The following is a 14,533-nucleotide window of genomic DNA, read 5'->3' on the forward strand; positions in this document are numbered from 1 at the left end:
TCTTTGTAAAAGTTTATCCGTTCCTTCTGGACTGTCGCCCGAAGCGGCTTGCTTCCAATTTTTAAAATCTTCAATCAAAAAATTTGGGACGTTACATCTTACTCGTCCCACCAGACCGGTACGTTAATACTGTTGTCATTTGTTGCAGCGGCAGCGGTGCTGTAATTATCAGCATTCAAGGCGGCTTCCTCTGCAGGATAAGGCATTCTTACCGGAATTAAACCGTTATTCAAGCTGGCAGAAACATTTTTCAACACAGGAAAACCTGTTCTTCTGTACTCAATCCAGCCTTCATAGCCATTGATCATGTTAGCAATCCATTTTTGGGTGATGATTTGCTGAATGGGATCATTACCATTAGCCGCATACGCACCTGTTGTAGTGAGATAGTCTGCTGGTAAAGGCGTATTCCAATATTCATAGGCTTGTGCCACGCCAGTTTCATATAACTCTTGAGCTGGTGCCGTGATGAGTCCCTTTTGAGCAGCTTCAGCTAAAAGAAAGTTAGTTTCCCATGCCGTCATGTAATTGGCATCCAGCATTCCCGTATTTTCCCTAAAGATGGTGCCTGCAAGAGAATAATCTGCAAGACTTACTGAGGTGGAAGAGGCATCGATACCGTTGATCAATCCTTCAAAATCATCACCGTTACCATTGTTTGCTCGCGGTCTAAAAAGCACATTGATGCGATCATCATTCAAACCTTCCAGAACCTCTTCCATGGTTTCACTCATAACAAAGTTGTTGAAGTCACCAGCTCTCAACCGCGCCATACGGAAGTTGTTAGGCTCACCATCAGTAAAATTGAATACCGCATTTTGATCGTTGGAACTAATGTAATTCTGTGCCGCATAAACAGCTTGTAATCTTGCGTTCACATTCTCTTTTGAAGAGATACGTACCAGTGCCTTTATCTTCAAACTATTGGCAAATCGCACCCAAGCATCCAGATCGCCATTAAAAAGCACATCACCTTCTAATGCAATCGAACCGTTGTAAGCCTGAATGGCTGCAATACCTTTATCCAGATTATCTAGAATTCCGTTTTCCTGGAGATAGATATCTTCTTGTAGATCATAAGCGGGTTGCACCGTGCCGTCCAGTCCTTTAAAAGCTTCTGTATACGGCACGTCTCCAAAAATATCTGTCAAGCCAGCGGTCATGTAAGCTTTGAAAATCAAAGCTGGTCCTTCATAAACCGCAAAGGCTGGTGTGGTTTGCGACTGCTCGATAATGATTTCATTGTCTCTCAAATTCCTGTAAAAAATAGGCCATGGATCACCACCTAGTTGTGGACTTTTCAACGCATGGCGGTCAAAGAGATTAAAATCCAGTGCAGTCAAGTGTTGGCTCAACAAACCACCAGCCACAAAACCTTCATAGGACATTTGCTCGCCGTAGTCGTAGATCACCTGTCTCAACAGCAAGCTGGGCTGTACGCTAACTGGAGCGTTAGGATTTGTATTTAATTCTTCAAAATCGTTGGTACAGGATACGATGGCCAGACCTAGAAAAGCCACCATCATAAGGCTGTAATGTTTTATATGTTTCATCTTCATGGATGTATTATGGGTTGAGTTCGCTTTCGCGCCATGCCTGACGGCAGGCAGGAAAGCGAAAAAGTTTTAAAAATTGATGCCAGCTTTCAAACCGATGCTTCTTGTTGATGCATAGGACATGTCCTCGACACCATTGACGAAGCCTTGTCCTTGCACGGCCAGCTGCTCTGGATCAAAATGCGGAATCTCACTAAAGGCAAACAAGTTTCTACCTATCAATGAAATACGCAAGTCTGCACCATCGCCGAAGATGCCGAAAGCACCTTCCTTCAATTCAAAATTGTAGCCTATAGAGAACTGACGCAATTTCAAATAACTGGCATCGTACACATTGTTCTCTTCATGGTTACGGTCATAAAACTGACGGTAATAACTCTCTGCAGTGACCGCTGTGGTGTTTTGAACATACACTGGATTCTGCGCCGTTCCTGTATTGACTACGCCATCGGCAACAATTCCAGCTTCTGGCCTAAACGAGGTGTCGTTCAACTGGCCGCCAACAGCACCTAGGGCTAGCGTTCGTGAAACTAAAATCCCACCTTGTCTCCAGTCCAACAAGAACGATGCATCAAAGTTTTTGTATTGGAATGAATTGGTCAACCCTACAGTGAAATCTGCATTGTAGTTACCTAATTTTTTAAGTTCTGGATCTGCGATAAAACGACCTGCTGGAGTCAAAATAAACTCGCCGACTTCATTGCGCGTGTAACCGGTTCCATATAAATCGCCCACGCGACCGCCTTCTTCTACTTGATGAAAAACGGTCTGGTCGGCATTGTCATAGACTCTGGAAAAGCCCAAAGTCAAACGACCATCTTCCTGTGGCAGGCTCTCAACAATGGCTCTACTGCTGGCAAAATTCACGGTGGAACTCCACTGGAAATTGGCATTTTGAACAGGAATGGCGTTCAAAATAATTTCGACCCCTTGATTTCTAACCGAACCACCATTGACTACCTGCTGGCTAAATCCTGATGAGATGGCAATAGGCAAGGAAAGAATCTGGTCATCTGTCACGGCATTGTAATAGGTGAAATCAAGGTTCAATCGCTGTTTAAGCAAACGCACATCAAAACCTAACTCGATGCTAGAGGTCGTCTCTGGCTTCAAATTGGCATTTGGGATAAAATCCTGGTTGGTAAACGTAGGCTGTGAGTTTACAGGCGTTTGCGACAGGAAAGTTCCTTGAGTCTGGTACGGATTGGTATCGTTACCAACCTCTGCATAACTCGCGCGTATTTTGGCAAAATCAATGACTCTAGGGAGTTCAACTACGTTGCTCAATATAAAACTGGTCGATATGGACGGATAAAAGAACGAAGTATTATCTGCCGTGAATGGGGTTGCGAGAGCGCTGGACCAGTCGTTACGGGCTGTGATGTCTAGATAGAGGAAATTTTTGTAGCCTGCTTTCGCGAAAGCGTACAAACTATTAATCCTTTTCTCTGAAGTAAAGCCAAAGGTTTCAATCGGGCTCGCTGCATTGTTCAAGGAGAAAATTCCTGGTTGCGCAAGGCTAGTGGTCTGTACTTGGGTGGTTTGTGCCGTCTGGTTCAAACGATTCCCACCAACACTGGCATCAAAACTAATGTCTCCAAATTGCTTTTTATAATTGAGCAGGAAATCTGTGTTGATCTCACGGTAGAAAACATCATGCTCTGCATAGGCTCCATTTCTAAACCTGTTGGAAGAATAGTTGCGCAGGAAACGTCGCTTCTCATTGCTGTAATCCATACCAGATCGTATGGTTGCGGTTAGCTCTGGAGTTAGCTTTCGCGAAAGCGATATGTTTCCAAAAAGCCTGTCACGACCAAAGCTGTTGCGGTTTTCTTTAAGTATGAAATAGGGATTGTCAAAAAACGTATAGTTGAACGAGTACTGCTGCACGCCTTCCAATCCAGGCTGCCAGTAGTCACGCAAACTGTCAATGTTTAAAGAACGTGGTCCCCAAGCGACCAGTGAGTAGTTGACATTCTCACTACCATAACCGTTGGACGGTCTGTTGTCTGATGCACTATTCACATAGTTGATGCTAGCGTTGATTCTTGTACGGTCGCTAGGCCTAAAATTAAGTTTTGCAGCAACGGTTTGACGGTCCAGATTGACACCAGGAATGATGCTCTCGCTGCGCAGGTCTGTAAAGCTCAATCGATAGTCTCCTTTTTCAAAACCATTACTTACCGATATATTGTTGATGGCCGTGTAACCGGTCTCATAGAAATCCTTCAAATTATCTGGATGGCTCACAAAAGGTGTAGGCGTGATGTCCAGACCACTGTATAAAGCGGTATCACCACCGCGAACTACCGTTCCATCTGGCAAAGTCACTGGACTATCAAATTGTGGGATCAACGTACCTTGATCCAGTCGTGGTCCCCAAGAATAGGAGATGTTATCATTGATACCACCACCTAAACCATCCACGTATTCAAACTGACCGCTGTTTCCCTGACCAAATTCATTCTGAAATTCTGGGAGTTTAAAAGCACTATCCACAAAGAAGCTGGTATTATATGAAACACCCAATCCTCTTTTTTTGCCGCCGCTTTTAGTTTCTATAATGATGGCTCCATTGGCAGCTCTTGTGCCGTAAAGTGCTGCGGCTGCAGGTCCTTTAAGTACAGATACACTGGCGATGTCATCCTGGTTGATCTCACCTGCTCCATTCCCAAAATCTACTTCTTGAAAACCAGCTGCGGCTTCGTTTGTAAAATTGAAAACCGAGTTGTTATTGACTGGCGTTCCATCCACGATAAATAACGGATTGTTGTTTGAGAAACTCGCCTCGCCACGTATGGTTATTTTAGACGAAGAACCAACGCCTGTCGCGCCAGGTGTTACGGTAATACCAGCCACCTTGCCTTGAAGGTTATCAACCAGATTGACCGACTTTACTTCCTGAATATCTTCTGTATCCAAGGTTTGTACGGCATAGCCCAGTTCTCGTTCTTCACGTTTGATACCTAAAGCTGTAATCACAACCTCATCCAGCGCATCGCCTTCTTGTAGAGTGATGTTCAAAACAGTAGCATTGTTAACTGGAACCGTCTGGCTTTGGTAGCCTATGTATGAAAATACCAGAACCGCATCATTAGCTACGGTAATGGAATACCTTCCATCTACACTAGTTGTCGTACCGTTTTCAGTACCGCGCTCTGCAACGTTTGCAAAGGCTATGGGATTTCCTGTCACATCATTGACGGTTCCCGTAATTGTAATTTGCGCCCAACTCGTGATACAACACAGCAGGAGCATGACAAGAGTAATTCTCTTCATGTAATCAATAAAAAAAGTGAAATAAAAACCCTGATTAGGGTAACGAATCTTAAGCTGCGATAGAGATAGGCGAGCCTTTGTTCAATGGTGATTCCAGAGGAACTGATTCGGTATTTGAGAATTCTAAAGAGAATGTGATAGACTTAAAAGTAAGTGTTTCAAGAATGAGTTGTGCCAGGTGCCATCTTAGATCCTTTCCCTTGAAAAGCTGCTGGATATCATCCTCATGATCTAAGTCATGAAGGTGTTCCAGTACATCGACTGATTGAGACTGCCGTTCCAGCAGCTCCATATAACTTGTTGCCAGATGAGCGGTTTGCCATGGTAAGTTTTCAAAACTAATCGCATCAAAAGATGAGGCGTGGATACCCATCAAATAAAAACCACCATCCAGCGATGGACCGTTGACCGCTTTACCATGATTCAGTGAATCTGCAGCTCTTAAAAGATGGTCGCAGGAAAGCTGTGGTGTGTCGTTACCTACACAAATAACTTGATCGTATCCCTTTTTGAATACCTTTTGAATGGCATTTGAAAATCGCTTACCAAACCCAATACCTTCTTGTTCCTTCTCTGTAAAATGGAAGTAATCCAGACCACTCTTTTCCACCTGCTGAATGACTCTACTGTTCAAAACATCCATCAATTGCTGGTTAGCAGCAAGTGATTTGTATTGAGCATCTGCCTCTGCATTTTGTGCAAAGATGAGAATAGCAGTATTTGAGTGACTTGTAATGATCTTAGGAACTAGGATTAGAGATGAAATATACTTTTATTCATGTTCTAACAGCAACCGCCACCATCATAATGGTAAGTGGACTCGCTAAAATAGATATCGTCACGGCCCAAATCCTTTAGTGCTTGTGCTGTTTTATCACAAATAGCTAATGGTTGATTCTTTAACAACACATGTCCCTTTCCGTCATCAAACTGGCGATCGTCACCATAGTAAATAGCGGCTTTACCGGTAAAGATGCAAGGTCCATCTTCTGGCATGGGATCCTTTATCGCTGCCACCTCAATGGATTCAATGTAGATCAGTTCGTCTGTAGGGTAATTTTTAGGATCCAGAATACGATACGGTTTGCGCGCTCTTATTTCAATGGTTCCAAAGCCTACATCTGTCAAGGCTTTTACATATTGATCGATAGGCAATGAACCGCTTAAGCATAAAGCTCGTAGGCGGTCGTCATTTCTTAAAGCATCGTTCATTTCCTGCTCGCATGTTGGGTCGCTCATGACCAATCTACCATGAGGTTTTAAGACACGGTACATCTCTTCAATTGCCTTTTTCAAATCTTCCTCCTTAAAAATATTAAACAGGCAGTTTTGAGCAGCGACATCAATGGAATTATCAGCTACAGGAAGGTTTAAAGCATCGCCTTTGTGAAGTTCTACGAACTCACTTTTGAACCACGGATTTTCCTCTTCGGCGATTTTGAAATTTTTGCGGGATGCCTCGAGCATTTCTGGAACCACGTCAACACCTACAACACCACCTTTTTGTCTAGAGAAATAGGCAAACTGCAACAGTTCCATACCACCACCAACGCCTACGTATAGTATTCTAGGACTGTTTCCTAAATCGCGCGCATGCACGGTAGAACCACAACCGTAATTCATTTCCTGCATGATCTTAGGAATCTTGAGACCAGGCAATTCCCAAACAGGATTGGTCGTACAACACAGCCCAACATCGGGCACCAATGCGGCATCTCTATAAAGTTCTTCAGTAGCGTTTAGGTAGCTCATGGTTTAGGAAATTTGTTGGTTTGTTTCGCTTTCGCGAAAGCGAAATAAAAATAAATTATTTAATTGGTTACAACACCTTGACAACTGCTTCCCGCACCAGCCGTACAGCCATAACAGTGTTGGGAAATCTGAATCTTACGGTCGTTGAGAAGGTCCTCATTGTAATCCTTGATGTGCTGGATCTTGTTATCCACTTTCAAATCAAGCATCTGGTTAAAATCGCAATCGTACAACCAACCATCCCAAGAAATGGAAATGGTATTGGTACACATGACATTTTGAACCGCTGCCGGGTTGTAGGCCTCTACCAGCGCATACATATAGTCCTCGTAATTTTCACTGGCCACTAGATAATCCAGAAATCTTGCGATAGGTAGATTGGTAATCGCAAAAAGGTTGTGAAAGTGAATCCCGAAATCTTCCATCAAGGCGGCTTTCATTTCCTTTTCCATACTGGCTTGATCACCGGGCAGATAAGCGCCGCTAGGATTGTAAACTAAATCAAGTCTCAAGTCGCTGTCTGGCATGCCGTAGCCACGTTCATTGAGTTCTTGTAGAGCTTTAATGGATTTATCAAAAACTCCATCACCACGCTGCTTGTCGGTTTTTCCCTTAGTCCAGTGCGGCATGGAAGAAACGACGTGAATGTTGTGCTTTTTGAAAAAGTCTGGCAAATCGTGATACTTGGGATTTGCCCTTATAATGGTCAAGTTTGATCTAACGATGAAGTCTTGGATTCCAGCTTTAGCAGCTTCTTCCACAAACCAGCGGAAATCTGGATTCATCTCTGGCGCGCCACCGGTAAGGTCCAGCGTGTGCGCTTCAGTGGTTTTGATCACGTCCAGGATTTGCCTCATGGTATCGCGGGTCATGATCTCCTTACGATCTGGTCCAGCGTCCACGTGACAGTGCGCACAAACCTGGTTGCACATATAACCTACATTGACCTGAAGAATTTCCAGCTTTTTAGGGCGCAAGGGAAACTGATTTGTTTCCTTGATCTTTTTAGCAAAAGATGGCAACTCACCATCTGAAAACGGTTCGCCGTTCAGGATTTCAAGTTGCTTATTGATATTTGCGAGGTCTGAATCTCGTTTGTGAAGGGATTTCTTGGTATTAACTGCTACACTCATGCGTGTGTTTCTAGTTTTAATATTGATGTTGTCCAAAGGACATTACATAATTACGATAAAAATGTCATTGAAGTTTTGCAATGACCCTGCCATTATAGTTTAAAATCCTATTCTGGTCTGTAAACCAATTCTCTAGCGCTTATGATCTGAGCAAAAACAGATCTTACTATGAAACGTTAGTCATTAATGATGGATGATCTTTACATTCCAAGGAAATTCTTTGATGGACTGGCTCAAAGAAACCACACTTACATAACAAGAAGATCCATTATATAAGCGTGTCTTCAGATGCGCTGTAAAGCTTATGAAATGCTGTGTTAAAAAATCACTGGGTATGATTTGCAAGAATCTCAACGATCTTACATTTCCAGCTTGTTGACCTTATTCATCATCTGGACACCGTGAACTAAGGTAGCGCCGCCTTTTATAGCACCAGCAACGTGAATGGCTTCCATCATTTGTTCCTTAGTCACACCTCTTTTTAATGTGTCGCTGGTATAAGCATCGATACAATATGGACATTGAACGGCGTGCGAAACAGCTAGTGCTATAAGCGATTTTTCCCTTGCGGTAAGTTCTCCTTCTTCAAAAACGCTCCCGTAGTAGTCAAAAAATTTGGTTCCCAATTCCTCGCTCCACTCAGTGATCTTACCAAATTTTCTTAAGTCTTTTGGGTCGTAATAGGTCTTATCCATGTCTTTGTATTTTGCTGGACAATTTACGATAATGCCGCTTTCGCGAAAGCGAACTCTTCTTAAAATCCTATAATTCTATTCTTCATGTAGGTGTTAAGCGCTTGCATGTGCTTTCATTAAAAATCAGTTAAACGCGTGAACGACTAGAGTTGATTCTTATACATTTACCCAAAAATCAACCATATATGATCAAGATATTAGGATTAATCATGACTGTAGGCGGTGCGATCGCCCTAATTTTAGGAACCTTATCTGCCTTTGGTAGTCTTGCGTTGGGAGCTGGCCAGTGGCCGTCCATTATTTTAGGAGTTATCTTCTTTTTTGCAGGAATTTCCCTAATCAAGTACCGTAAGGATACCGATCAGGTCTAGTCCATTTTTACCATAAAAAAAGCCGCATCCATGGATGCGGCTTTTTATTTTGTGATATGTCCTAAATTATTCTGTCGGTTCCAGTAACATGTAAGCATACGGGCTCATGGCCGTCGCTTCACCTTCATTAAGATTTACGGTGGCGCCAGACATTAAATCCCTAAAAGAACCATTCATTCCGGTTACTGACATTTTAGTAGGATTTCCAGATAGGTTAGCGATGTAAAAGACTTTCTTGCCATCTTTAGAGCGCTGGATAGCATAAACATTTTCGTTTTGTGTTTCTAAGCGTTTATAGTCCGCTGCATTTTTACCGCCATGAAGTGCTGGGTTGTTCACCTTGATTTCGCCTAATTTTTCCATTTGTTCCCATACACGACCTTTAGTTTTTGGGATAGAATCCTTTTCAAAAAACTTTAAGCGCTTATCCATGCCGTATTCCTGACCTGAATAGATTAAAGGCATTCCTGGAATTACATACTGAAAGGTCAACATGGCGTCTTGAGCATCGCCCATGCGCTCTGTCACCGTTCCATTCCAAGAGTTCTCATCGTGGTTGGTGATGAAATTCATAAGGATATCATCCTCTTGATAGGTCGTATCGATCTTTTTCATGTAAGCATCCCAATCTGCCACATCCATTTTACCTTGAGCAAGTTCATTCATGATGTGATGACCTTCCCAATTGTATCCCATATCAAATGCCGATTCAAAAAGGTCCTTTTTCTCACTTTCCGCAAGCATGAATAGTGGTTTGATGGTCTCGAGTTCTGCGTTATTAGCATTCCAGAAGTCGGTTGGAACTTCATGAGCGACATCACATCTAAAACCGTCCACATCGTGCTTTTCTACCCAGTATTTCATGGAAGCCGTCATCGCCTCACGCAACTCTGGATTGTCATAATTTAAATCTGCTGTGTCTGTCCAGTCTGTTCCTGCTGGATGGATGATCTCTCCAGCTTCATTTTTTGTGTAGTACTCTGGATGTTCTGTAATCCAATTGTTGTCCCAACCTGTGTGGTTTGCAACCCAATCCAGAATGACAAACATGCCATTCTCATGAGCCGTTTCAATAAGGTTATCTAGATCTTCTTCATTGCCCAGGTCTGGATTGATGGCTGTATAATTTGCAACCGCATAATAGCTGCCCAGATATTTTTTGCGCTCATTTTCATCCTCAATATCTTCTACCATAAGATCACCTTTGGCCTTTCTGTTTTTCTCAGAAATAGGAAAAATAGGCATCAACCAGATGATTTTTACACCCAACTCTTTAAGCTGCGGGATGTCTTTTGTAAACTCGTTAAAAGTTCCAGCATCAGAATATTGTCTAATGTTGGCTTCATAAATAATCGCATTCTCCAGATCTTCATCGGTGATGGGCTCATTAGCCACGATGGTTTCTTCCTGAACGGTTTCTTCTGTTTTAGGCGCTTCTTTACAAGCGACTAAAAAGCTCACTATAAAAAGTGACCAGATGTATTTTTTCATAATTGAAGTAGGATTTATTGAGGTTTGTTCTTGGTTTTAGTTTGGATAATGGCAAAATTTCTGGCGCGTACCTGTACGTACTTGTCCGTTTCCAGCGTGTTTATGAGCGTTGTTTCGCTTTCGCGAAAGCGTGCATTTTTATCTGCCACATTCATCAAAATAGGGTTCTCATTAAAGTAGACAAAGGTCTCTTCATCAAAATACGCCCGACGCAGAATGAGCAATCCATTCTGGTCTGTGATGACTTGAGTTGTACCGTACAATAGAGACATGGAATTGCGGCGCAGTTGCGCCAATTCTTGAACCAGCTCGCGTAGGTTCTTCTCTCGATTTGATAAGTTGTCAAACTTCATCATCCTGCGATTATCAGGATCGCCGGCACCTATGCTGCCGTATTCATCGCCATAATAAATCACCGGCACACCAGGAATCGTCATGTTGAATGCCTGCAACATTCCCAGGCGATCGTAGGCTGTGGAGTCGCTCATTTGTGTCTCACGAGTCCATCCGGCCAACTTTGCATCTTCATCAAACTGCAGGTCTCCACTGGCATAGGTAATGAATCTCGCGCGATCCTGATTGCCCGAAATGTTGCCCATCAAATGATGATGACCGTAATATTCCAGCCCTTTGTTTAAGGTTTCGGCTAGATTGGAGTAGCTATTGTCCGCTTTCGCGAAAGCGGAAACCGCAGCATCATACATATTAAAATCAAACTGCGCGTCCAGCATTCCCGTACTCACATAACTGCGTATCAAATCGTAGGAACCGTAGGTCTCACCTATCTGGTAAATAGGTCGATCAGTATGGTTCCTGATCTTTTTTGTGAGCATTCTCCAATAGGCTTCAGGCACGTGCTTTGTAGCATCATGACGGAAACCATCCAAATCATAATTGGTGACCCAATACAACGCAGAATCGGTCATTTTTTCTACAACCTCTGGCTTCGAAAAGTCCAGTGTAGGCATAAATGTATCGAACCATGTGGTGAGTCGCTGGTCATCCCAACGCTCTGTATTTAGGGATCCATCTGGCAAGTACAGATCAGTTGCCCATTCTGGATGCTCTTTATATAAAGGATGTTCTTCATGGACATGATTTGCGACATAGTCCAATATCACATTGATGTCCTTTTCATGAGCCGTGGCGATGATCTCTTTTAAAATCTTCTCGTCTCCAAAGCGGTAATCCACCGCAGTATTAGAAATGGGCCAATAACCATGATAACCGCTAAATTTTGTTTTGGGATCGGGCCATAAACCGTAGGCAGTTTCTGGATTTTGGGTAATAGGTGATAGCCAGATGGTATTGATTCCCATTTCTTCAAAATAGCCATCATTGATTTTTTCAAGAACTCCAGCAAGATCGCCACCCATATAGTTTGCTTTGGGCAAGATATCAGGATCTACTACTGGTTTTGTGTTGGATGGATCTGCATCCAGGAAGCGGTCTACCATCATAAAGTACAAGACCTGTGTGTGAAAATCAGATCGATCCAGTTTAGATGGATCTCTAACAACTTTACCGTTTTGGATGGAAATGAGCAGGTCGTTTGTCCTGCCGTTGGCATCGCTGGCAAAGACGCGCACGAGCTGTGTTTTAGAGATGCGGTTTGAGAAATCTGTTTCTGGGATGTTGACCGTGTAGGTATCGCCGTCTTTTTGCGCTTCTATTTTTTGGTTTTCATACAGAATAACGACGTTGTCTAAAGAACCTGATGTTCTAAAAGTGAAACCATCCTCTAGAATGGTACCATAACTAAGTTCGGCTGGCGATGCGTTGCGGCTATTATCGATAACACGATTGAAACCGCCCATGCCATTGCTGACTACATCAGGCATATCTGCCGTTATTTTTTCTTCATTTCCGTCGATAAGAAATAGGTACTGAAATTTTCCTGTGGGTACTTCGGCATCATAGTATAATTGATCGCCATCCTTTTCAAGATCTACTGGCGCCCAATTGGTGAACTCGCCTTTAAGCTGTATCCTGGAACTGCCCACTGGCTTATCGTAGGTGATGCGTTTGACCTTGCTCTCACTCTTAAAAACAGGAATATCGTTGCGAATACCGTTAGTCCATAGCGTGATGAGATTGATGGCTGGACCATCAACTATTTCAAAAGTAAAAACCTCATCTGTGGTTTGCCAGGGCATGGCTTTGATTCCGTTTCCTGTCGTAATACTATCCACTTTAGTATCGGCTGGCAAGTAGTCTTCAATAACCACGTCGGTAGCTCCATTTTTTGCATAAATGGGACTACTAGGTACCTGTATCACACTCGCTACGCGTTCCACTTCCTGGTTTTGCTTACAGGAAATTAGCATGATGATGGACAGTAGGAATACTATTTTTTTCATGGTTGTCCTATTACCTCTATCGATCCAGATCAATGACCAGGCTGGTTTTACCGGCGACTTCCAGTTTACCAGAAAGATTCAGTTCCTTGTTAGTGATGATATCCGTTCCAGCTTGAGTATTATCTAGACCTTCAGCAAAACGGTTCATATCTAAAGAAACCGCTTCGGGATTATTGTTGATGATCACCATCACACGGCTTTTGTCATTATGTCTAAAATACACGTAGCAATTTTGCTCGGGAACGTATTGTAGGAACTTTCCTGTGTGCAGGACTGATTTATTCTTGCGGTAGTTTAATAGCTTTTTGGTAAAAGCTTGATATTCGTTTTGCTCGGCTGTTGGGTTTGTAAAGGCATTTTGTTCATCACCTTTCCAGCCACCAGGAAAATCACGGCGTATATCACCATCGCCCAACTTAGACTTATCGCCCATCATACCTATCTCATCTCCATAATAGATTTGTGGAGTACCGCGTGTAGTCAATATTAAGGTTAATGCAAGCTTATAGTTTGCCACATTATTGTTGTAAACACCAGAGCCACTAAACCTGTTGGTATCGTGGTTTGCCATAAATACCAGCAAGTTATCTGTGTCTGCGTACAAGAAATCATTGACAAAATTCTCATACATGCGCACCATTCCTTTGTCCCAACCTTGCTCTTCTTCTTTAAAGGCTTCCATGATCGCATCATGTAAAGTAAAGTCCATCACACTGGGCAGCTCTGTATTGTAGTCTTGTATGGCGGCAACTGGAGAATCCTTTTGCCAATAGGAAATTTGCGCCTGATCATGCAACCATGTTTCTCCCACAATATTGATATTGGGATATTCCTTCATTATAGCTTTAGTCCAGTCCGCAATACCTTGCTTCTCATTGTAAGCATAGGTATCTACACGCAACCCGTCCAATCCAGCATACTCCAACCACCAGATGGTGTTTTGGATCAAGTAGTTCAATACCAATGGCTCTTCCTGATTCAGGTCTGGCATCGTACTTACAAACCAACCCTTTTCTGCATACCGCATATCATATTCACTAGCATTGGGATCCATTTGAACCGACTGTCGATAAGAAGAGTTTGCATAACCATCGACTGGGAAATCACGATCGCTGTCTTTATAGTCATCAAATTGATGGATCCATGATTTCATGGGTAGATCCTGCATCATCCAGTGTGTAGCGCCCCAATGATTGGGAACCACATCCATGATCAATTTCATCTCACGCGCATGTAGTTCATCGGCAAGTTTGCGATACAATTCGTTCGTTCCATAACGTGGATCGACGTTATACAAATCGCTTTGCGCATAGGTATGATAAGAAGTTCTAGCGTCGTTATCTTCCAGCAATGGCGTGCTCCAGATAGCGGTAGCACCCAATTCATCAATATAATCCAGATGATCTATAATTCCTTGAATATCGCCACCATGACGGCCGTTTCTATCAGATCTGTTCAACTTATCTGCCATTGAGTCTACTGAATCATTGCTGGGATCACCATTAGCAAATCGATCTGGCATGACCAGGTAAATCACATCGCTGGAGTCAAATCCTTCACGTTCTTTTGATCCAGACTCGCGATTTTCCAACCTAAAGGTCTTGGAATTGGCCTTCTTTTTCCCGACTGATATTTTATAATCACCAGCAGATTTACCAGCGGTTTCCACCGTTATAAAAAGGTAATTGGGATTTTCGGGTTTGGTGATATTAACAATAGGTAAATCAGAGGTGACTTCGCCTTGATTGGCAATATCATTTCCGTAGAGCATGACCTCTACTTGCGAGTACTCCATGCCGGTCCACCAATTGGGTGGTTCCATACGTTGGATTTGTGCGGTACTCGCTTTCGCGAAAGCGAAAACAATCAATCCCAATAACCAATGTCTCATCATCA

10 protein-coding genes are annotated in these 14,533 nt (G+C 42.9%); 1 reads left to right on the top strand and 9 read right to left on the bottom strand.

What is annotated here, in order from left to right:
- Window positions 1–98: 98 nt before the first annotated feature.
- The 6 genes from AAU57_RS00610 to AAU57_RS00635 form a co-directional block, all read right to left on the bottom strand.
- Window positions 99–1,553: a SusD/RagB family nutrient-binding outer membrane lipoprotein gene (locus AAU57_RS00610; RefSeq protein ID WP_055413622.1), complete on the bottom strand. Its 1,455-nt coding sequence runs from the start codon at window positions 1,551–1,553 to the stop codon at window positions 99–101.
- A 72-nt stretch (window positions 1,554–1,625) separates the two neighbouring features.
- A complete protein-coding gene (locus tag AAU57_RS00615) occupies window positions 1,626–4,835 on the bottom strand; it encodes a SusC/RagA family TonB-linked outer membrane protein (protein WP_055411072.1) in 3,210 nt (1,069 codons plus the stop codon).
- A gap of 49 nt (window positions 4,836–4,884) precedes the next feature.
- The gene (locus tag AAU57_RS00620; RefSeq protein ID WP_156339968.1) at window positions 4,885–5,478 is read right to left on the bottom strand and encodes a DUF2064 domain-containing protein; all 594 of its coding nucleotides are present in this window, start codon (window positions 5,476–5,478) and stop codon (window positions 4,885–4,887) included.
- A 140-nt stretch (window positions 5,479–5,618) separates the two neighbouring features.
- Entirely contained in the window at window positions 5,619–6,587 is a 969-nt protein-coding gene (gene arsM / locus AAU57_RS00625) for an arsenosugar biosynthesis arsenite methyltransferase ArsM (protein ID WP_055411074.1), read from the bottom strand.
- A gap of 59 nt (window positions 6,588–6,646) precedes the next feature.
- Complete coding sequence (gene arsS, locus AAU57_RS00630) at window positions 6,647–7,720, bottom strand: arsenosugar biosynthesis radical SAM (seleno)protein ArsS (protein ID WP_055411075.1); 1,074 nt, start codon at window positions 7,718–7,720, stop codon at window positions 6,647–6,649.
- 359 nt (window positions 7,721–8,079) lie between these two features.
- Window positions 8,080–8,415 (bottom strand): arsenosugar biosynthesis-associated peroxidase-like protein, encoded by a 336-nt coding sequence (locus tag AAU57_RS00635; RefSeq protein ID WP_055411076.1) that lies wholly within the window; start codon window positions 8,413–8,415, stop codon window positions 8,080–8,082.
- Window positions 8,416–8,600: 185 nt separating this feature from the next.
- On the opposite strand from AAU57_RS00635, the gene AAU57_RS00640 reads away from it, so the two are divergent.
- Window positions 8,601–8,786 carry a hypothetical protein gene (locus AAU57_RS00640; RefSeq protein ID WP_055411077.1) on the top strand — a complete coding sequence of 62 codons (186 nt, stop codon included), beginning with the start codon at window positions 8,601–8,603 and terminating at the stop codon, window positions 8,784–8,786.
- A 66-nt stretch (window positions 8,787–8,852) separates the two neighbouring features.
- Here AAU57_RS00640 and AAU57_RS00645 read toward each other — a convergent pair whose 3' ends face one another.
- The 3 genes from AAU57_RS00645 to AAU57_RS00655 are packed head-to-tail and all read right to left on the bottom strand — an operon-like array spanning window position 8,853 to window position 14,528.
- Window positions 8,853–10,277, bottom strand: coding sequence for an alpha-amylase family glycosyl hydrolase (locus AAU57_RS00645; RefSeq protein ID WP_055411078.1), 1,425 nt, complete (start codon window positions 10,275–10,277; stop codon window positions 8,853–8,855).
- Between the two features lie 14 nt (window positions 10,278–10,291).
- Window positions 10,292–12,637, bottom strand: a complete 2,346-nt coding sequence (locus AAU57_RS00650) for an alpha-amylase family glycosyl hydrolase (protein WP_055411079.1) — start codon at window positions 12,635–12,637, stop codon at window positions 10,292–10,294.
- A 16-nt stretch (window positions 12,638–12,653) separates the two neighbouring features.
- The gene (locus tag AAU57_RS00655) at window positions 12,654–14,528 is read right to left on the bottom strand and encodes a glycoside hydrolase family 13 protein (RefSeq protein WP_197275378.1); all 1,875 of its coding nucleotides are present in this window, start codon (window positions 14,526–14,528) and stop codon (window positions 12,654–12,656) included.
- Between the last annotated feature and the right edge of the window lie 5 nt (window positions 14,529–14,533).

This window comes from Nonlabens sp. YIK11, assembly GCF_001413925.1.
GTDB lineage: Bacteria > Bacteroidota > Bacteroidia > Flavobacteriales > Flavobacteriaceae > Nonlabens.